Source organism: Methylacidimicrobium sp. B4 (genome assembly GCF_017310545.1).
In the GTDB taxonomy this organism is placed as follows: Bacteria; Verrucomicrobiota; Verrucomicrobiia; order Methylacidiphilales; family Methylacidiphilaceae; genus Methylacidimicrobium.
Genome location: NZ_CP066203.1, coordinates 216,254 through 235,359, shown reverse-complemented (window position 1 = coordinate 235,359; position 19,106 = coordinate 216,254). Strand labels below are relative to the sequence as shown.

The window sequence follows — 19,106 nt, the reverse complement described above, 5'->3', positions numbered from 1 at the left end:
AATCCTTACGAAGTCTTGCCTAATTACGAGCGGTGCGCCTGTTGCGACATCTCGGAGAGTTTGCGATCGGCCTCGTCTTGGCCGCAATCGTCTTTTTTTTCCTGGCGGAGGAGGCCCTCAAGCAGTGGGTATCGGGCCGCCGGGCCGCCGCCTATTTGGAATGGGCTCTGGGAGAGGCGCTGGGCAGCTCTGTGCGGTTCTCTTCGGCGGGGTGGAAGGCGCCCGCCGAAATTACGCTGCACGATCTTCGAATCGACAATCCGGCAAGTGAGATCGCCCCCGCAGTCATCGCCGCCAAAGAGGCGCGCTTCGAGTATTCTCTTCCTAGCCTTCTCACCAAGGGGTTTTATCTTCGCCGCGCCCGGCTGGAAGCGCCGACCTTCTCCTTCCAGCTGGACAAGGAAGGCCGGCTTTTGCTTCCGCTGATCGACGAGGATCCGACCAGGCCGGGCTCTCCGCTGATTCTCTCGCGTGCCCGGCTCGTTCCCTGGCGCGTGGGCTCGCTCGATATCGCCAACGGGAGCGCGGTTCTCCTTCTCCCGGATCGATCCCCTCTCGTGGAGATCGGGCAGATGTTCACCAACGGTCCGCTCCAGGAAAAGAGGGGCTTGGTCTCCGGAAAGGGAACTGTCACCGCTGGATGGATGCGGGTTCTCGGACGCTTTTCCTGCAGTCAACTCCTGGCACAGTATTCGATCGATGCTTCGCGTCTGATCCTTTCCCGGCTCCAAGCGGCCTCCCTCGGGGGGCGCATCGAAACCTCCCTGACGCAGCTTCCTTCGGATTCCCCTGCGGGAGACTTCGGATTTCACCTCAAAGGGGCCGATCTCAACCTCCGGGAATTCCTGGCAGCGCTCCGGTACAACGAGCAGTCCGCCCAGGGCCGACTCTCCGTCGAGCTCGATTCCCGCGGTCAGCCGCTCTCTCCGAAAACCTTTGCCGGACGAGGATCGTTCTGCGTGAGGGACGGGCACGTCGAGAACATCTCCCTTTTTTCGGCCCTGGCGACGACCTTTCGGGAAAGCAGCCTCGCCCAGCCCGTCTTCTCCGAATGCAGCGGGCAGTTCCGCATTCAAGAGGGGGCTGTGACCTTCTCCAACCTCCTCTTCCGCTCCCCGAGCTTCTCCCTTTCGGGAGAGGGCTCGGTGGCTTTCGACTCCTCCTTGCGACTCGTTCTCCGTGTCCATCTGCAAGACTCCCTCCTGCATCGGCTTCCGGAGTTGATCGCGCGCCAGCTTCGCTTTTTGCAGGACCGCTCGCAGGCGATCATCCTCACCATGAAGGGAACGATTCAGAATCCGGAAGCGCACCTGCTGGAAAACTTGGCGCTCCGATCGAACGATCCAGGCCGTTTCCCCCCGATCGTCGTTCCATGAGTCCCGGAGCGGGAGAGGAGTTCCTTCCATGGCGCTGCGGGTGATCTCCGGCACCGCCGGCGGTCTTCGCCTCGATGTTCCCCGGGGTGTCGAAATCCGACCGGCGCTCGATCGCGTGAAGGGGGCGATCTTCTCCTCGCTCGGGGAGTGGATCATCGGCAAGCGGGTGCTCGACCTCTACGCCGGCACGGGCTCGCTCGGCATCGAATCCTTGAGCCGAGGCGCAAGCGAAGCGACCTTCGTCGACTTGGCCGCCGCGTGCTGCCGGGCGATCCGGAACAACCTCGCCAAGACCGGCTTCTCGGGGCGGGTGATCGAAGTGGATGCGCTTCGCTTTCTCTCGAGGGACCCCCATCGCTATGACCTTGTCTTCGCCTCTCCGCCCTACGAGAAGCGGGAGATCCTCATCGACGACCATCCGCTGCTCTCCTTGGTCGCCCCGCGACTGGCTCCCCATGGGCTTTTCCTCTGGGAGTTTTTCCGTCGCAACCGGCTCGAGCGTCCCGGTCCTTGGAACATCCGGTGGCAGCGACGGGCGGGGGAAACGGTCGTCGTCATGATGGAGCTCGGAAGATAGGCAGAACCTGCTCCCCGAAGGCCCTCACCTCTCCGCATCGGAGCGGAGGAAAACTCGGCTCCGCTGGCATGCAATCTGCTTTTCTGAAGACTCGGTGAAAGAAGAGCTTACCGAAGACCTCGAAAACGAAAAACCCCGCGACCAGAAAAGCCCGCCGGCTCCCACGGCGACCAGAACGCTCCGAAGAATGGCAATCGCCAAGCGCTCTGGGGCGATCTGGCCGCGTCCATTTCGCCGCTACGTCGAGTGAGGCAGGCGGCGTGCGGATGGCGAGGCCCACTCCTTCCGGCTTCTGCTGAGATCGAGTCTACTCGCGGGCGATCCAGGCCCTGACCACCGTCAATTCGAGGGTCGGAATGCATTGGGTCTCGCCACAAACCGTTCCGAATTAATCAACTGTTCAAACACGCCGCGCAAGCGCGATCGAGCCGTTCTGAATCGCCATCCATGCGTGCGGAAACGGTGCCTTGGCGCAGCAAGAATGCTTTTCCCCTGCCGTTCGCTTTCCGATCCGTCGCCTTGACTCTCCGGACCCGCCTCGGCTAGCCTTAGCCAAGATGTCATATCAACAGGGAGATCTTCCTCATCCGGGCGGACCTTCCGCTCCGTCCTATTCCCGGAGAAGGGCCCTCCAGATTTTGACGGGCCTGCTCGGGACCGCCATTCCGCTGCCGCGGGCGGTCCACGCCGAGGACGGCACTGGCTCCTCCGCTCTTTCCCTTCCCGATACGCACTGGAATGCCGCTCTGCCGATGGCCCAGGTGCCCCAGAAGCTTCCGCTCATTCGGTTCAGCGATCGGCCGATCGTTTTGGGAACCCCCCGCCCCTTTTTTGAGTCCCTCCTGACACCGAATGCCGCCTTTTTCGTCCGCTACCATCTCGATGTCATCCCCAATGCGATCGATCTTTCCCACTGGCGGCTCATGGTGCGCGGCAACGTGGCCAAGCCGCTCGAGCTCTCCTTCGAGAAGCTCCTCTCCCGCTTCGAGACGGTCTCCGTGGTCGCCGTCAATCAGTGCACGGGGAACTCGCGAAGCCGCTTCTCGCCCCGTGTCCCGGGAACCCAATGGGGCAACGAAGGGATGGGAAATGCCCGCTGGACCGGAGTCCGGCTCAGCGATCTCCTCCATCAGGCGGGCCTGCGGCCCGGTACTGTGGCGCTCCGCTTCCAAGGGCTCGATTCCGGTCGGAGTGCCGAAGGAACCCCGGCCCACTCCTATGCCAAGTCACTCGATGCGGCAGACCCGATCCTCGAGGAGTGCATTGTCGCCTACGCGATGAATGGAGAGCCTCTGCCCATGCTCAACGGCTTCCCCGTCCGCCTGGTCGTGCCCGGTCGCTTCTCCACCTGCTGGGTCAAGCACTTGAGCTGGATCGAGGCGCTTTCCGAGCCCGATCAGAGCCACTGGATGCTCGGGGCCTACCGCCTTCCGGACAACCCGCGCCACTCGGTGACCCCGGCCGAGGTCGCCGCCGGGAAGCTCGCCACCATCGCAGCCAGCAGCGTGCCGATGCCGGTCCGCTCCTTTTTCGTCCGGCCCGACGGCTCGTCCAAGCTGGTCGCTCGTCTCCCCATCGAGGTGAAGGGCATTGCGTTCAGCGGGTCGGGGGGCATTCGGCAGGTCGAGGTTTCCACTGACGGAGGCCGGAGCTGGCGAGTCGCCCGTCTCGATCCGGACCTGGGCCCCTATTCCTTCCGCGGCTGGAGGCTTCCTTGGACCCCGCAGCGGCCGGGGGTGTACGAGCTTCGCTGCCGGGCGACCGATGGAAAAGGCAACGCCCAGCCGACGGAGCCGATCTGGAATCCCGGAGGATATGCATGGAATCAGGTCGAAACGCAGACCGTCTTCGTCGGGGAGTCGGCGTGAACCCGTACCGGTTCATGGCCGCTGCCTCAGCCCTGCTCCTCTGGAGCCTGTCTGGGAGCACTGGCTCCGCGCTGGCAGACCCCGATGGGCTCTCTGAAGCCGGGGTTTACGCTCTCGATTCGAGCGGATTGCTCTTGCCAACTTCCCCTTACCCGGGGAACACGAGCTCAGCCTATTCCGTGGGAGCCTATCCGCTGGCTCCCACTCCCCTCGCGCGAGGAACCGGGCAAGAGCTCGTCGAAAGCTACTGCTCGATCTGCCACAGCGTGACCCTGATCGGCGCCCAGCCTCCCTTCCCGCCCGAGCTCTGGAAGAAGGAGGTGGACAAGATGATCCACCTTGGCGCTCCGATTCCCACGGATCTGGCGGGACAGATCGTCGATTATCTCCAGAAGCACTACAGTCCTGTCAAGATGCAGCCTTCCGCTCCCGAGCCGGGACCCAAGCCGAGCCCATAGAAAAGCCAGAAGCCGTCCGGCGCTTCGCCCTTGCGAAGCGCGCCGGGACGGCTCTCCAGGCTAGCCTTCGATCAGTACCGGTAGAGTTCCGGCTTGTAGGGCCCATCGACCGGGACGCCCAGGTATTCCGCCTGCTCCTGGGTCAATCGGGTGAGCTTGACTCCCAAGTGCTCCAGATGGAGCCGGGCTACCCGCTCGTCGAGGATCTTCGGAAGGACGTAGAGATGGCCGCGAGCATAGCGCCCAGTCTCCCGCTCCCTCCACAGCTCGATCTGGGCCAACACCTGGTTGGTGAAGCTGGCGCTCATCACAAAGCTCGGATGCCCCGTGGCACAACCAAGGTTTACGAGTCGCCCTTCGGCAAGGACGAAAAGCCGCTTGCCCTTCGGCCAGACGAAAAGGTCCACCTGAGGCTTGATCTCGACTCGGCGGAGGCTCGCATCGTTGTAGAGGGTCGCCACGTCGATCTCGCTGTCGAAGTGGCCGATGTTGCAGACGATCGCCCCGCTTTTCATCTGGTCCATGTGCTCCCGCCGAATCACATGAATGCAGCCGGTCGTGGTGACGAAGATATCCCCGGTCGGCGCAATCTCCTCGAGCACGGTCACCTCGTACCCCTCCATCGCCGCCTGAAGAGCGTTGATCGGGTCGACCTCGGTCACCACCACGCGCGCGCCCATCCCCCGGGCGGAGCGGGCGCACCCTTTTCCGACGTCTCCAAATCCACAGACGACGACCGTCTTGCCCGCCACCATGACGTCGGTCGCCCTCTTGACCCCGTCGAGGAACGACTCCCGGCAGCCGTAGAGGTTATCGAACTTGCTCTTGGTGCAAGAGTCATTCACGTTGAAGGCCGCCGTTCCCAAGGTTCCCTTGGCCGCGCGCCGCGCCAGGCGATGGACTCCGGTCGTGGTCTCTTCGGAGATGCCGCAAATGCCCGGCAGGAGCTCGGGATGCTTCTCGTGCACGAGCTCGGTCAGATCGCCCCCGTCATCGAGGATCATGTTGAGAGGAGAGCCGTTCGGCCAGCGGAGCGTCTGTTCGATGCACCAGAGGTACTCCTCCTCGGTCTCCCCTTTCCAGGCAAAGACCGGGATGCCGCGGGCGGCGAGCGCAGCCGCCGCGTGATCCTGCGTCGAGAAGATATTGCAGGAGCTCCACCGCACCTCCGCCCCAAGGGAGATCAAGGTTTCGACGAGAACCGCGGTCTCCACGGTCATATGGAGACAGCCGGCGATGCGCGCGCCACGCAACGGTTGTGTCGGCCCGAACTCCTTGCGGAGAGCCATCAGTCCCGGCATCTCCGCCTCCGCCACCTCGATCTCTCTCCGTCCGAATTCGGCGAGGCCGATCTCCTTGACTCGGAAATCCTTCGCGGTAGAGGCCTGCTCTTCTTTCGTTTCCACAGTGGTCGTCATCGCAAATCCTTCCTTCTGATTTTGGGGTCTCGTTCTTCGAGGCCGTTAGAGGCCGAGCAGCTTCTGGAGCAGAACGGCGCGGTCGGTCCGCTCCCAGGTGAAGCTATCCAGCTGGTCCACCCGCCCGAAGTGGCCGTAGTTGGTCGTCCGCCGATAGATCGGCCGGAGCAGCGAAAGTTCCTCGATGATCTCCGCGGGCTTGAGCCGGAACACCTGGCGGACCGCCCCCACGATCTTCTCCTCCTCCACCTTCCCAGTCCCGAACGTGTCGACGGCGACCGAGACGGGGTCGGGATAGCCGATCGCATAGGCGAGCTGCACCTCGGCGCGGTCGGCCGCGCCGGCCGCCACCACGTTCTTGGCGACGTATCGCGCCATGTAGGCCGCACTGCGGTCAACTTTCGACGGATCCTTCCCGCTGAAGGCACCGCCGCCATGGCGGCCCATTCCCCCATAGGTATCCACGATAATCTTCCGTCCCGTCAACCCGCTATCGGCTTCCGGACCGCCGACAACGAACCGCCCAGTCGGATTGATGAAATACCGGGTCGAGCGATCGAGAAGCTCCGATGGGATCGCCTTGGCGATGACCTCGGAGCGAATGACCTCCCGGATCGTCTCCTGTTCGACCTCCGGCGCGTGCTGCGTCGAAACGACGACCGCCTCAACGCGGACTGGCCGATGCCCTTCGTAGAAGAGCGATACCTGGGCCTTCCCGTCGGGGCGAAGCCAGGGCACCTCTTTGCTGTGACGGAGCTCCGAGAGCCGGCGACAGAGCCGATGGGCGAACGTGACGGGAGCGGGCATCAGCTCGGGCGTCTCCCGGCAGGCAAAGCCGAACATCATGCCTTGATCCCCCGCCCCTTGAACGCCGGGAGTCGCGGTATGGGTTCCATCGACCCCCTGCGCGATGTCCGGGCTCTGCTGCGAGAGCGCATAGATGATCTGCAGCTTGTCGGCGTGGAAGATCTCCGTCGGCTCGTCGTACCCGATCTCCCGAACGCGCTCCCGGGCGATCCGGACGTAATCGAGCTTCGCCCGCGTGGTGATCTCTCCGGCGAGCACCAGGAGATTGCTCTTGACGAGCGTCTCGCACGCCACCCGGCTGTGAGGATCTTGTTCCAGGCAGGCGTCGAGAACTGAATCCGAAACGGCGTCGCAGACCTTGTCCGGATGCCCTTCCGTCACCGATTCCGAAGCAAATACATGTTTTCTGGGGATCACGTCGCCATTGATACGGAGAAAATCGAGGGTTGGCAACTGATTTATGAATGGATAAGTATGGATTGATGCATGAGAAATCCGTTCCCGCGCCTTCCCGTCGCGGAGATCGTCTGCGCCGACTCTGGTCGATGCTCGGGGATCTCACGCGACTGCGCATTCTCGCCCTCTTGCAGAAGCAGGAGCTTTCCGTCGCCGAGCTCTGCGAAATTCTTCAAGCCAGCCAGCCGGCCGTGTCGGGTCATCTCGCCCTGCTGCGCACCGAGGGTCTCGTCCGCGCCCGCAAGCAAGGCCGAAAGACCTTCTACTCCCTCCCTCCCGAGCGGAAAGAGGCGGAAGCCCGCCTCTCGGCCACGGCTCTTCTTCTGCTGGAGGAGTCGGTCGAGGCGGATCGCGACCCTGAGCGCCTGCACAAGGTCATCGAAAGACGCAAGCGCGAAACCCGCGCGCACTTCAACCGAATGGCGGGCCGCCTGGGAGGAGCCGCCTGCCCCGGAAGAGGATGGCCCGCCGTCGGTCCCCTTCTCGCCCGCCTGCTCCCGCCGGTTGTCATCGCCGACCTGGGATGCGGAGAGGGATGGCTTTCCCAGTTGCTTGCCGAACGGGCCGAGCGCGTGATCGCCGTCGACATCTCTCCCAAGATGGTGGCTTTCGCCACCCGGGAAGCCAAGAGGAGAAGCTTCGCGAATCTCGAATTCCGCCTCGGGGATCTCCAAAACCCTCCCATCCCGCCCTCAAGCATCGATGTGGCTGTCCTGAGCCAGGCGCTTCACCATGCTCCGAGCCCCGATGAGGCCCTTGCGGCCGCGTTCCGGATCTTGCGCCCCGGGGGAGCTCTCGTCGTTCTCGACCTGTGCGAGCACTCCTTCGAAGAAGCCCGCACGCTCTACGGAGACTACTGGCTCGGCTTCGCGGAGAGCGACCTCGAAACGTGGCTGCGCTCGGCGGGATTCGACGGAATCCGCATCCAACCCCTCGATCCCGACCCCGATCCTCCGCACCTTCGCGCTCTCCTGGTGAGTGCAGAAAGACCGGGTCGCACCACTGCAGGCACAGCCACTCCCCATCGCCTCTCCGATTGAGCGACGAACCTCGCTCTCCGCGGCTGTCCCTCCCTCTGCGGGATGCCCCTCCCTTCTCTCTGAGGCTATCGTAGTGAAAGCCAGAGGCTTGCATGGCGATTGCCGGCCATGCCGGATGGGCTCGCCACCGGGGAAAGCTCCCGAGAGATTCCGGTGAGGTTGGAGCCGGTCAGCGGCTGATATCCTTTTGCGTGAGCACTCGGAACTGATTGCGGATCAGAACCGAGCCAGCCAACTCGTCATCCTCCACCCGCAGGGCAAGGACGGCTTTCCCGTAGGGGCGCGTCATGAGGGGGTAGCTGAAGTAGATATTGATCTCGGCCTGAAGGAGAATCGCCAGCAGCTTCCGCAAGTCGTCCGCGCTCTGAGGAAGCTCGACCGCAACCAGGGTCGATTCGTTGAAGGCGATGTTCTGTTCGTGAAGGAGGGCGCGCGCATTCGAAGGATCGTCGACCACCAGCCGGACCACTGCGGCGTCGACCGAATCGAGGATCGTGAAGCCGACGATATCCACTCCGCCTCCGGTCAGGATGCGCACCAGATCGAGCAACCGGCCCGCCTTGTTTTCCATGTAAACGGAAAACTGGATGATCTTGTCCATCTCTTCTTCCCGAGCCGTTTGCAATCCCACAGCCGCTCCTCTCCGTTGCCACTCTTCCGAGCCTAGGCCGTTCTCCCTGCTGCACAAAAGGCTGCGGCGGATGTCACGCTTATCGACAATAGTATGCAAGACATTGACCACCAACGCAAGAAGAGCCTCTTCATCCGTCTGCTCAACGCCCGGTCACGCGTGTGCGTTTCCCAGGGAAGTTCGCTCGCATCCATCGGCTCATTCTCCGGACGGCCTCCTCCAGATCCGCCATCCGGGGGCTGAAGCTGCACCGGAGATAGCCCTCTCCGGAAGCCCCAAAGGCTGTCCCCGGAACCACGGCGACTCGTGCCTCGCGCAGGAGGCGAAGGGCAAACTCCTGGGAAGAGAGGCCAAAGGGAACGATGGACGGAAAGAGATAAAATGCCCCCTGGGGCGCGTGGCAGGGAAAGTCCAAGGCGGTCAGGCTGCGCCAGAGGAAGTTTCTCTTTCGCTGGTAGCTCCGCTGCATGGCCTCGACTTCCGCGCTTCCATGCTCCAGCGCCTCGATCCCCGCCTCCTGGCTCACGATCGAGGCACAGAGCATCGAATATTGATGGATCTTGACCATCGCAGCGATCACGGGGGCTGGCCCACAAGCCCAGCCGAGGCGGAACCCGGTCATCGCGAACGCCTTCGACAAGCCGTTGAACACGATCGTCCGTTCCTTCATTCCCGGTAGGCTCGCTATGGAACGGTGGCGCTCCCCGTACGTTAGCTCGGCGTAAATCTCATCGGAAAGAACCACCCAATTCTCCTTCTGGGCAATCGCGGCGATCTTCTCGAGCTCACCCGCTCCGACGATCGATCCGGTGGGATTCGCCGGGGAGTTGAGCAACAAGGCCTTGACGCCGGGCTTTGCCTTTTCCTCCACCGCTTTGGCCCAGAGTCGGAACTCGTCCTCGAATCGCGTCGGGATGCCGATGGGAACTCCATGCGCGAGCACGATGCCAGGGGCGTAGGCGACATAGCTCGGCTCAGCATAGAGAATCTGCTCTCCCGGGTTGACGATCGCGCGCAAGGCGCAGTCGAGCGCTTCGGAGACCCCGACGGTCACCAGGATTTGCTCTTCGGGGTCGTATCGCACCCCGGTCAACCGTTCCATGTAGGCGCTGATGGCTCGACGCAGGCGGAGGAGGCCGAGGTTAGAGGTATAGCCAGTCTTCCCGGATTCCAGCGTAAAGATCGCCTGCTCGCGGATGTTCCAAGGCGTCGATTCCCCCGGCTCTCCGATTCCAAGGGAGACGATCCCCTCCATCGACTGCACCAGATCGAAGAAGTCGCGGATTCCCGACCGGGGAAGATCGCGTACGTGGCGCGCCACCCAGGGCTCAGCACTGGAGAGGAAGGGAAGAATTTTCCCCTCGTGAGGATCGGAGGCCGGTCGTATCACGTCTTGCTTCACGGGCTGATCGGGAGCCGTTCCGGCTCAACCGCGTCTCCAACGAGGACCCCTTGCTCCTTGTAGGTCCGCAACATGAAATGAGTCGCCGTGGAGGTCACTCCCCGAAGAGTCGCCAGCTTCTCGGAGACGAAGAGAGCGACCTCCTGCAAGGTAGAGCCTTCCAGAAAGACCAGGAGGTCGTATCCCCCGCTCATGAGAAAGCAGGAAGTCACCTCGGGATACCGGGCGATCCTCCGAGCCAGGCGATCGAACCCTCCCCCTCGCTCGGGGAGAAGCTTTACCTCGATCACCGCCTTGACCGTCCGGCGCTGCGCCTTCTCGTCGTCGACAATCGCCTTGTAGGCGAGAATCACCTTTTCCTTTTCCAAGCGGGCGATCTCCTCTCCAACGGAGGCCACCTCGCATCCCAGGAGCTTGGCCAGGGTCTCCGGGGAGCGCAGGGGGTTTTCCTCCAGCAGGCGGAGCAATTCATCGGAAAAGGAAGCCTCTCTGCTCATAGGAGAACCATCTTTCCGTCCACGCGGAAGAGGGAAGAAACCGATTGGCCGTTATGAATCCGCTTGATCGCCTCTCCCAACAGGGGAGCGACATCGAGGACCGTTACCTTCACTCCGTCCACCGGATGGAGAGGCACCGTATTCGTCGTGATAAGCTCCTCCAGGCAGGATTCTTGCAGCCGCTTGATCCCCAAGGGATTGAGCACGGCATGGGAGATGCCGGCGAAGATCCGCCGTGCTCCTCGATCCTTAAGGATCCGCGCCGCCGAGGTCACCGTCCCGGCTGTTTCCGTCAGGTCGTCCACGATCAGAACATCCCGGCCATCGACTTCCCCCACCACGAATTGAGCTTCGGTATGCTCCGCATCGACGCGGCGCTTCACCACCAGCGCAAGCCCGGCCCCCAGCAACTGCGCGTAGCTCGAGGCCAGCTTGATCCCTCCGACATCCGGCGAGACGACGACCAGGTTGGAGAGATCTTTGGTCGCCAAGTACCGATAGAGCACGGGTGCAGCGTAAAGATGATCGACCGGAATGTCGAAGAAGCCTTGAATCTGCTGGGCGTGGAGATCGACCGTCAGCACGCGGTTGACGCCGGCAGCGACCAGGAGATTGGCAACCAGCTTGGCGGTAATCGCCACGCGCGGACGATCCTTACGGTCCTGCCGGGCATAGCCATAAAACGGGATCACCGCTGTGACCCGGGCCGCGCTGGCCCGCCGGGCGGCATCGATCATGATCAGCAGCTCCATGATGTTGTGATTGCTCGGCGGGCAGGTCGGTTGAACGAGGAAGACGTCGCGTCCCCGGATGTTCTCGTCGATCTTCACGAAGGTCTCCCCGTCGGGAAATGAGGAGATCGTAGCCGCGCCCAACGGGATGCCGATCGCCTCGACGATTCGTTCCGCCAGCGGCCGGTTGGCGCTCCCCGAGAAGACAAGAAGCGGATGGGATTTCTCTCCGTTCATCGATAACCATTCCTCTTTGTTCCGAGGCCGCATCTGGAGCGCTGCGCCGAGAGCCGACGGGCAACGCCCCGGCGCGATGAAGAACGACTGGCGTTCACGGATTGCGATTTTCCTCGGTTAAGCTCGCAAAGGGCGAAAAATGCTCGAATTCGGGAAAGAACGGGTTATGGGCTTTTTCAAAGCCGACCGAGGTCATGGGCCCGCTCGAAGGACAGAGAAGGGTCTCGTCGCTCAGCGTAAAAAGATGCGAACGGACCTCATCCAGCCATGTCGCGTAAATACGGGCATTCTCTTCCAGGGCTGCGCGAGTCGGAGGCAGCAGCAACCGGCCAATGAAAGCAAGCGGCACCTCCATGCCGCGGACGACGTAAAGGAGGTGGCCAGCTCCTCCTTGGGCGGCCACGAGGCGACGGTCCACCTGAAGGGTTCCTAGAGAGAAGGTCGCGTCCGCGGCTTCCTCCTCCGTCCGAAGAGGCAGAGCGCCCCGCTCCTCCAGGAAACGGATCCAAGCGGGGTCTGCAGGGCGATGCCATTCGGTGAAGAAGAGATAGCGCGGCACCAGGAATTCGCTTTCCAGGACATGTACTGCTGGCCGGCTCGTTTCCCCGATATCGAGCAGGGATGCGAGCCGCGACGGCGAATCCCAGAGCAGATACCCTCGTCCCGATTCGGTCTCGATGCTTCGGAGGGTTCTCGGCGTCGGAAAGACTGGGGTCCGGCTGCCTTCCCGTGCCAGGGCGAGCAGCGCGTCAGCCCCCAACTGCAAGACGCGCGCCACGGAGCGAAGCGCAGCGGGCTCGAGATGCCCCGCCTTCAACTCCTGCAGCTTTCGCAGAGACGTGTCGGAACGTTCCGCCAGCCCCTCATCCGTCCACCCCATGCCGATCTGGGCAGCCTGGAGGATCTTGACCCATTCCGGCATAGGCTCTTGAATTATTCAGCGCCCGCCCTTTCCAGCGGGCTTGACCTCTTGGACCCTCTTTCGGAGCGGCCCTATGCACGGCTCAAATACTTGCCCTCCGCCGTACTCACCTTGATCTTCTCTCCCTCCTTGATGAAGAGCGGCACCTGGACGTTCAAGCCCGTCTCGACCTCGGCAATCTTCATCACGTTTGTTGCCGAATCGCCACGGATCCCTTCCGGAGAGCTGACGACCTTCAAGGTGACGGTAGGCGGCAGCTCGACTGCGGCCACCATCTCGTCGGTGAACAGAAGATCGACGATCTGGTTTTCGGTGAGATAGTCCTTCGCCTTGCCGACCAGCTCTTCCGGAACCGGGATGCTCTCATAGCTGTCCGGATCCATGAAGACATAGTCCTTGCCTTCGCGGTAGCTGAATTCGCACTTCTTCCGAGTCACGCTGACCAGCTCAACCTTGTCCGATGAGCTGAAGCGTTCCACCGAAGACCTGCCTGTCTTCAGGTTGCGCAGTGTCATCTGGACGAAGGCGCGCAGATTCCCCGGCGTTCTGTGTTGGGTCTCCAAGACGAGGCAGACGGCACCATGATGGCGGATCGCCTGGCCTTTGCTGATATCGCTCGCGTTCGTCATAGATACATCATCTTCTCTACATCAACTTATGCATGGTGAGATCTCTCGAGTCGACCATTCCGACGGGCCGATTCTCCCCATCGACCACGATGAGATCGTCAATTCGATGGATTTCAAAGAGATTGAGCACCTCCACCGCAAGCTTGTCAACTCGCACCGTGACAGGACTTGGCGTAATCACCGCGGAAAGAGGGAGCTCTCCGACTTGAGGATCCCGTTCATACCGTCGCACGAAGTCTCCGTGCGTGAAGATCCCCTCGACCGCCCCACCTCCGTCGACGACGACAACGGCCCCGGCCCTCTTTCGATTCCACTGGCGGAGCGCCTCCTTGACCGAGGCTCCCCCCGGGAGGACGACGATCTCCTCTCGAGGCCGCATGATGTCGCCGACTCGAAGCAAGAGATTGCGCCCCAAAGTCCCGCCCGGATGAAGGCGAGCAAAGTCCTCTTTTTGGAATCCCCGCTTCTCGAGAAGGACCATCGCCAGCGCATCCCCAAGTGCGAGCATCGCCGTGGTGCTCGAGGTGGGCGCCAGGTTGTGCGGACAGGCTTCCTTCTCGACCCCGACGTCAAGGACAGAGTCCGCGTTTTGCGCCAGGGTAGACTTGAGGTTGCCGGTCATCGCGATCACGGAAACCTTCATCCTCTTGAGGTAGGGCAGCAGGCGGACGAGCTCCTCGGTCTCTCCACTGTAGCTGAGGGCCAGGGCTGCATCTCCCTCGCAGGCGATTCCCAGGTCCCCGTGAAAGGCGTCCACCGCGTTGAGCACCACGCTCGGCGCCCCCGTGCTGGCTAAGGTCGCCGCGATCTTCTGACCAATGTGGCCCGACTTGCCGACTCCCACGACGATCACCTTGCGGTTTGCCGCAACGGCGTCGGAAAGGCGTTGCACGGCCTCCTCGAAGGAGGGTCCCAACTTCTTTTCCACCAGCCGAAGGGAATCGATCTCGATCTCGAATACCCTCCGGCCCATTGCCAGCAGGTTCATGAAGAGGTTCGATGCTACGAGCTGGACGCAAGAAAGACAACGGGCAATTTCCGCTCACAGCCATTCGCCGAACCGTCGCACATACCAGTTCTTCACCAGCTGGGTAAGGACGCAGTAGGACAGAAGAATGCCCCAGAGCCAAAAGTAGAAGTTCATCGGCAGAGGGACCAGGCCGGCCGCCGCACCGAAAGGAGTAGCGAGGATCAGCTGCCCGAGGACGAAGACAAGGATCGTCGCCACGACCAGCGGCCATGCCGCCACACTCTGGAAGAACGGAATCTTCCGGGTTCGAATCATGTGGACAATGAGGCTTTGGGAGAGAAGGCTCTCGACGAACCAGCCCGATTGAAAGAGGGCTTGATGGGCCGGGGTGTTCGCCTGGAAGACGAACCAGAGCACCGCAAAGGTCACGTAGTCGAAGATCGAGCTGATCGGGCCGATGAACGCCATGAAGCGGCCGATGCTTTCCGCTTCCCACTTTCGGGGCTTGGAGACGAACTCGTCATCCATCCGGTCCCAGGGAATGAGCGTCTGCGACAGATCGTAGATCAGGTTGATGATGAGAAGCTGCAGCGGTTTCATCGGGAGGAACGGAAGCAGCGCGCCGGATCCGAGAACGCTGAAGACGTTCCCGAAGTTTGAGCTCGTCGCCATCTTGATGTACTTGACAATGTTGCCGAACATCCGGCGACCCTCGATCACCGCCTCTTCGAGAATCATGAGATTCTTCTCCAGGAGGATGACGTCGGCTGACTCCTTGGCGATATCCACGGCGGTGTCGACGGAGATGCCAACGTCGGCCTCCCGGAGGGCCGGAGCATCGTTGATCCCATCCCCGAGAAAGCCGACGGCATGTCCACCCGCCCGCAGCGCACGAATCACGCGAGCCTTCTGGAGCGGAGCCATCTTCACGAAGGCGGTCGTCCTTTCCGACGCGGCAATCAGCTCCTCGTCGGAAAGCTTCTCGATCTCGAAACCGCGCAGGATCCCTTTGATCTCCAGACCGACCCAGTCGCAGATCCGAGAGGTGACGATCTCGTTGTCACCGGTGATCACCTTCACCTCGACCCCCGACTTTTGCAGGGCCTCAATCGCGGGTCCCGCGTCGTGTTTCGGCGGATCGAGAAAGGCGATGAAGCCGCAGAAGGTAAGCTCATTCTCGTCGGCCGCCGTGACCATCGATCCGGCCTGCACCGGCAGCTCCTTATAAGCGACCGCGACCACCCGCATCCCATCGCTATTGAGCTCGTCGCGCAAGGTCAGGGCATGACGCTTCATCTCCCTGGAAAGCGGAAGGATCTCCTGCCCTTTCTTTACTTGGCTGCAGATGCGGATCATCTCCTCCACCGCCCCCTTGGTGATCAACAAGTCCCGTCCGCTCGAGGTCCGGCGCGCTACGACCGACATGCGGCGCCGCTCGAAATCGAACGGGATCTCGTCGACCTTCTGAAATTGCGAGATGAGGCGCATCCCGATCTCGCGCTGCTCGAGCACCGCCGCATCGAGCAGGTTGCGAAGGCCGCTCTGGTAGTAGCTGTTCAGGTAGGCATACTCGAGCACCTCCGGGCTTTCCTCTCCCTCCACGTCGAGGAATCGCTCCAGGATAATCTTGTCATGAGTCAAGGTGCCGGTCTTATCCGTGCAGAGCACGTCGATCGCGCCGATGTTTTGAATCGCATTGAGCCGCTTGGTGATCACTTTTCGGCGGGAGAGGCTGATCGCTCCTTTGGCCAAAGCCCCGGTGACGATCATCGGCAGCATCGCCGGGGTCAGACCTACGCCAATGGCCAAGGCGAAAAGAAAGGCCTCCGTCCAGTTCCCCTTCGTGAAGCCGTTGAGCAGAAGAACGATCGGGATCATCGTCCCGATCACCTTTACGAGAAGCCAGCTCACCCGGCTCACGCTCTGATCGAAGCTCGTCGTCGCCCGATAACCGCGAATCCCCTTGGCCAGGGCACCAAAATAGCTTGAAGGACCGGTTCTCAAGGCGACGGCCGTCGCCGTGCCGGAGATCACGTTGGTCCCCAGGAAAGCGATGTTTGGCAAGCCGAAGACATCGACGGGACGCTCCACTCCTCCCCCGGGTGCCAGGGGGGAGTCAAACTTTTCCACCGGGAAAGACTCTCCGGAGAGAGCCGCCTGGCTCACGAAAAGATCCCGAGTGGAGAGCAGTCGTACGTCGGCGGGAATCATGTCGCCGGCGGAGAGGTGGATGATATCGCCGGGAACGATCAGCCGAAGAGGGATCTCCCGGCCTCGGGCCATCTCCGGAGCGGGAAGCCCCTCCTCGGACTCCGCCCAGCGGCGCCGGACCATCGCGGTCGTGCGGACCATCGCCTTGAGCTTTTCGACGGCCCGGCTCGACTCAAACTCCTGGAAGAACCGGAGGAGAACGCTCACCCCGATCATCACCGACATGATGAAGACTCCGTACCACTCTCCGAGCCAGCCCGCCATCACGGCCATGACCGAAAGAAGGACGGCGAAAGGGTTGAGGTAGCTCCAGAGAAGCATCTGCGCCCAGTTCGGCGGCTTCTCGGAATGGACCTCGTTATACCCGCTCTCGTCGAGCCGCTTCTCCGCCTCCTCCTCTTCGAGGCCGACCTCAGAGGTGCCGAGCTCCCGCAAGAGATCGGGGATCGGAAGCCGGCTCAAATTCCAGAGATGACGGGCGATCGCCTTTTCCGTCTCTCGCAGAGCCGATTCCCTGGCACGCTCCTTGCTTTTTTTCCGTTCGAGGATCCAGCGCCAAAGCACCAGGGGCAGACCGACGAACCGGCGGTAGAGCGACTCGGTCGGATTGGCTGGGGCTCTGCTCATGGATTCGATTTCGTTCCCCCGGTGGCCGCGGACCGTTGGCAATTCGGCGACCCATTCTGCCATCGATAGGGCGAGGGGGGACGGCGGCCGGGGCCTCCCCTCTTACCCAAACCCTTTCCGAGAGAAAAGCAAAAGTCTTCTTCTACCCGGACTAATTCGGGCGAGAAGCGGCCGGCTCCTCCTCCGGGATGGCGTCACAAGCCGCTAGCCAAACGGTTGCCGGGCTGTCGCTCGGCGCTCGATAGTCTCCACGCGGAGAAAGGGAGCCACCGGAGCCGACCTTGGGTGCATTGGCAATGCAACTCCGCTTGAACTGGCTCTCTGCGAAAAAGCGCCGCAAAAAGAGGCGCAGCCACCCTTTGATTTCCGCAATCGACCATTCCGGCCGTGGTTCCGGCTCCCCGCTCGGCCAGGCCCCTTGGCTTCGGTCGTGCCAGGCAGTCCAAGCCAGAAAGGCGACCTTGGTCGGGCTGTACCCGAATCGGAGGATGTAATAGAGATGAAAATCTTGCAGGGAATAGGGTCCCACCATCTCCTCGGTCCGCTGCTCCGGCTGGCCTCCACTCCCGGGAATCAACTCGGGGCTGATCTCGGTCGCCAGGATCTCCCGAAGCAGCGCGCTCGTCTCCTCTCCCAGCGCCTCGCGCTCCGCTTCCGAGGCGATCAGATGCCGGATCAGGGTCTTGGGAACGCTCGCGTTGACATGATAGTGAGCCATCTGGTCGCCTACGCCATAGGTGCACCAGCCGAGAGCGAGCTCGCTCAGGTCGCTCGTTCCCACCACCAGGGCGCTGTGGGCATTGGCTAACCGGAAGAGGTGACTCGCTCTCTCTCCCGCCTGGACATTCTCGAAGGTCGTATCATAGACCGCCTTTCCCTGGGCCGCCGGATGGCCGATATCCCGGAGCATCTGCTCGCAGCTCGGACGGATGTCGATCCGGTGCGCCGTGCAACCCAGGGCGGCCATAAGGCGAACCGCCTGCGCCAAGGTGCGTTCGCTCGTCCCGAAGGCGGGCATCGTGTAGGCGAGGACGTTGCCTCTCGGCAGGCCGAGTCGGTCCATGGCGCGGCAGGCGACCAAGAGCGCCTGCGCCGAATCGAGCCCGCCGGAAATCCCGAGAATGACCCTCTGGAGCCCGGCCGCTTGCAGGCGCGTGGCCAGCCCCTGGACCTGGATCTGGTAAATCTCCCGGCAGCGCGTCTCGGTTTTTCGCACGTCACTCGACACGTAAGGGAAGCGGTCGTAGGCGCGCTCGAGCAGGAGGACCCCTTCTCGAGGAAGTTCCGCCCGGAAGGGGATCTGACGAAACCCTTCAATCCGGTGGCGATGCTGAAAGCGGCTCTGGGCAAAGCTCCCTTGGCGGCGGCGATCGGCCGCTAGCCTCTCCAGGTCGATCTCGGCAGTGACGAGTTGATCCCGATCGAGGAAACGCTCGGTTTCGACCAAGCGGCTCCCATTCTCATAAATCATCCCGTGCCCATCCCAAGCGAGGTCGGTAGTCGATTCGCCCCAGCCCGCCGCAGTGTACAGGTAGGCGGCAAGACAGCGAGCCGACTGATTGCTCACGAGCTCGCGGCGGTAGTCATCCTTCCCGATCGTGACGTTCGACGCCGAGAGGTTGATCAGCACGGTCGCCCCGGCAAGCGCGGCGTAGGAAGAAGGCGGAATCGGAACCCAGAGATCCTCGCAGATCTCCACCGAGAACACAAAGAGCGGCTCATCCGATGCGGCAAAGACGAAGTCGGTCCCGAAAGGAACCGCTTCCCCGCCTAAGGAGATCTCCCGTTCCTGCGCGTAGGCCCCCGGGGCAAACTGGCGAAGCTCGTAGAATTCCCGATAGTTGGGAAGGTAGGTCTTGGGAATGATGCCCAGGATCCGGCCGCGATGCACCACCGCGGCGCAATTGTAGAGCGCCCCCTGGAGTTCCAGGGGCAGACCGACGACGGCGACGACAGGCAAGCCCCCCGAGGCTTCCCGAACCCGCAAGAGAGCTTCCCGAGAGGCTTCAAGGAGAGCCGACTGCGCAAAGAGATCCTCGCAGGAGTAGCCGGAAAGGCCGAGCTCCGGGAAGACGGCCAGCGCCGCTTGTCGCTCGGCGGCCTCTCTCAGCAGAGCGATGGTTCGCTCCGCATTTGCCGCCGGGTCCGCGATCCGCACCACCGGAATCCCGATGGCAACGCGGATAAACCCATGATTACAGAAATTAAAAAATTCCACCCGCCTCCCAGATCCGGGAAGCATCGCAGAG

General features: G+C 62.3%; 16 protein-coding genes. 5 read left to right on the top strand and 11 right to left on the bottom strand.

The genetic code is table 11. The features are described 5' to 3' along the window. Nucleotides 1–32: 32 nt before the first annotated feature. The 4 genes from MacB4_RS01015 to MacB4_RS01000 all read left to right on the top strand — a co-directional run bounded on the left by MacB4_RS01015 (nt 33) and on the right by MacB4_RS01000 (nt 4,279). Nucleotides 33–1,376, top strand: coding sequence for an AsmA-like C-terminal region-containing protein (locus MacB4_RS01015; RefSeq protein WP_206864041.1), 1,344 nt, complete (start codon nt 33–35; stop codon nt 1,374–1,376). Nucleotides 1,377–1,404: 28 nt separating this feature from the next. Further along, the gene (locus tag MacB4_RS01010; protein WP_206864040.1) at nt 1,405–1,953 is read left to right on the top strand and encodes an RsmD family RNA methyltransferase; all 549 of its coding nucleotides are present in this window, start codon (nt 1,405–1,407) and stop codon (nt 1,951–1,953) included. Nucleotides 1,954–2,510: 557 nt separating this feature from the next. Further along, on the top strand, nt 2,511–3,821 hold the full coding sequence (locus MacB4_RS01005; RefSeq protein ID WP_206864039.1) for a molybdopterin-dependent oxidoreductase: 1,311 nt from the start codon (nt 2,511–2,513) through the stop codon (nt 3,819–3,821). Further along, entirely contained in the window at nt 3,818–4,279 is a 462-nt protein-coding gene (locus MacB4_RS01000) for a cytochrome C (protein WP_206864038.1), read from the top strand. The genes MacB4_RS01005 and MacB4_RS01000 overlap by 4 nt, the downstream gene beginning before the upstream one ends. Before the next feature lie 71 nt (nt 4,280–4,350). Here the strand turns inward: MacB4_RS01000 and ahcY are convergent, their stop codons facing one another. Beyond that, nucleotides 4,351–5,697 (bottom strand): adenosylhomocysteinase, encoded by a 1,347-nt coding sequence (gene ahcY / locus MacB4_RS00995; protein WP_206864037.1) that lies wholly within the window; start codon nt 5,695–5,697, stop codon nt 4,351–4,353. Nucleotides 5,698–5,742: 45 nt separating this feature from the next. After that, nucleotides 5,743–6,918: a methionine adenosyltransferase gene (gene metK, locus MacB4_RS00990; protein WP_242529366.1), complete on the bottom strand. Its 1,176-nt coding sequence runs from the start codon at nt 6,916–6,918 to the stop codon at nt 5,743–5,745. Nucleotides 6,919–6,968: 50 nt separating this feature from the next. Here metK and MacB4_RS00985 point away from each other — a divergent pair, with 50 nt between their 5' ends. Next, nucleotides 6,969–8,000, top strand: a complete 1,032-nt coding sequence (locus MacB4_RS00985) for a metalloregulator ArsR/SmtB family transcription factor (RefSeq protein ID WP_206864035.1) — start codon at nt 6,969–6,971, stop codon at nt 7,998–8,000. 169 nt (nt 8,001–8,169) lie between these two features. Here MacB4_RS00985 and MacB4_RS00980 read toward each other — a convergent pair whose 3' ends face one another. The 9 genes from MacB4_RS00980 to MacB4_RS00940 all read right to left on the bottom strand — a co-directional run bounded on the left by MacB4_RS00980 (nt 8,170) and on the right by MacB4_RS00940 (nt 19,099). Next, complete coding sequence (locus tag MacB4_RS00980) at nt 8,170–8,631, bottom strand: acetolactate synthase (protein WP_206864034.1); 462 nt, start codon at nt 8,629–8,631, stop codon at nt 8,170–8,172. Nucleotides 8,632–8,773: 142 nt separating this feature from the next. Continuing rightward, on the bottom strand, nt 8,774–10,021 hold the full coding sequence (locus MacB4_RS00975) for an aminotransferase class I/II-fold pyridoxal phosphate-dependent enzyme (RefSeq protein WP_370569377.1): 1,248 nt from the start codon (nt 10,019–10,021) through the stop codon (nt 8,774–8,776). 8 nt (nt 10,022–10,029) lie between these two features. After that, complete coding sequence (locus MacB4_RS00970; protein WP_206864033.1) at nt 10,030–10,530, bottom strand: Lrp/AsnC family transcriptional regulator; 501 nt, start codon at nt 10,528–10,530, stop codon at nt 10,030–10,032. After that, the gene (locus MacB4_RS00965) at nt 10,527–11,498 is read right to left on the bottom strand and encodes a ribose-phosphate pyrophosphokinase (RefSeq protein ID WP_206864032.1); all 972 of its coding nucleotides are present in this window, start codon (nt 11,496–11,498) and stop codon (nt 10,527–10,529) included. Before MacB4_RS00965 ends, MacB4_RS00970 begins: the two co-directional genes overlap by 4 nt. 94 nt (nt 11,499–11,592) lie before the next feature. Further along, nucleotides 11,593–12,420: a hypothetical protein gene (locus tag MacB4_RS00960; protein ID WP_206864031.1), complete on the bottom strand. Its 828-nt coding sequence runs from the start codon at nt 12,418–12,420 to the stop codon at nt 11,593–11,595. Between the two features lie 71 nt (nt 12,421–12,491). Then, nucleotides 12,492–13,049 (bottom strand): elongation factor P, encoded by a 558-nt coding sequence (gene efp, locus MacB4_RS00955; protein ID WP_206864030.1) that lies wholly within the window; start codon nt 13,047–13,049, stop codon nt 12,492–12,494. 16 nt (nt 13,050–13,065) lie between these two features. Then, on the bottom strand, nt 13,066–14,037 hold the full coding sequence (locus MacB4_RS00950) for an SIS domain-containing protein (protein ID WP_206864029.1): 972 nt from the start codon (nt 14,035–14,037) through the stop codon (nt 13,066–13,068). Nucleotides 14,038–14,091: 54 nt separating this feature from the next. Continuing rightward, on the bottom strand, nt 14,092–16,857 hold the full coding sequence (gene mgtA / locus MacB4_RS00945; RefSeq protein ID WP_206864028.1) for a magnesium-translocating P-type ATPase: 2,766 nt from the start codon (nt 16,855–16,857) through the stop codon (nt 14,092–14,094). A gap of 151 nt (nt 16,858–17,008) precedes the next feature. Then, entirely contained in the window at nt 17,009–19,099 is a 2,091-nt protein-coding gene (locus tag MacB4_RS00940) for an NAD(+) synthase (RefSeq protein WP_206864027.1), read from the bottom strand. Nucleotides 19,100–19,106: the final 7 nt, after the last annotated feature.

Excerpts from the sequence above, each read along its gene's own strand:
- ahcY (WP_206864037.1), bottom strand. The coding sequence starts at position 5,697 with ATGACGACCACTGTGGAAACGAAAGAAGAGCAGGCCTCTACCGCGAAG.
- MacB4_RS00950 (WP_206864029.1), bottom strand. The coding sequence starts at position 14,037 with ATGAACCTGCTGGCAATGGGCCGGAGGGTATTCGAGATCGAGATCGAT.
- MacB4_RS01005 (WP_206864039.1), top strand. The coding sequence starts at position 2,511 with ATGTCATATCAACAGGGAGATCTTCCTCATCCGGGCGGACCTTCCGCT.
- MacB4_RS00940 (WP_206864027.1), bottom strand. The coding sequence starts at position 19,099 with ATGCTTCCCGGATCTGGGAGGCGGGTGGAATTTTTTAATTTCTGTAAT.
- mgtA (WP_206864028.1), bottom strand. The coding sequence starts at position 16,857 with ATGAGCAGAGCCCCAGCCAATCCGACCGAGTCGCTCTACCGCCGGTTC.
- MacB4_RS00965 (WP_206864032.1), bottom strand. The coding sequence starts at position 11,498 with ATGAACGGAGAGAAATCCCATCCGCTTCTTGTCTTCTCGGGGAGCGCC.
- MacB4_RS00985 (WP_206864035.1), top strand. The coding sequence starts at position 6,969 with ATGGATAAGTATGGATTGATGCATGAGAAATCCGTTCCCGCGCCTTCC.
- MacB4_RS00970 (WP_206864033.1), bottom strand. The coding sequence starts at position 10,530 with ATGAGCAGAGAGGCTTCCTTTTCCGATGAATTGCTCCGCCTGCTGGAG.
- MacB4_RS00960 (WP_206864031.1), bottom strand. The coding sequence starts at position 12,420 with ATGCCGGAATGGGTCAAGATCCTCCAGGCTGCCCAGATCGGCATGGGG.
- efp (WP_206864030.1), bottom strand. The coding sequence starts at position 13,049 with ATGACGAACGCGAGCGATATCAGCAAAGGCCAGGCGATCCGCCATCAT.
- MacB4_RS01010 (WP_206864040.1), top strand. The coding sequence starts at position 1,405 with ATGGCGCTGCGGGTGATCTCCGGCACCGCCGGCGGTCTTCGCCTCGAT.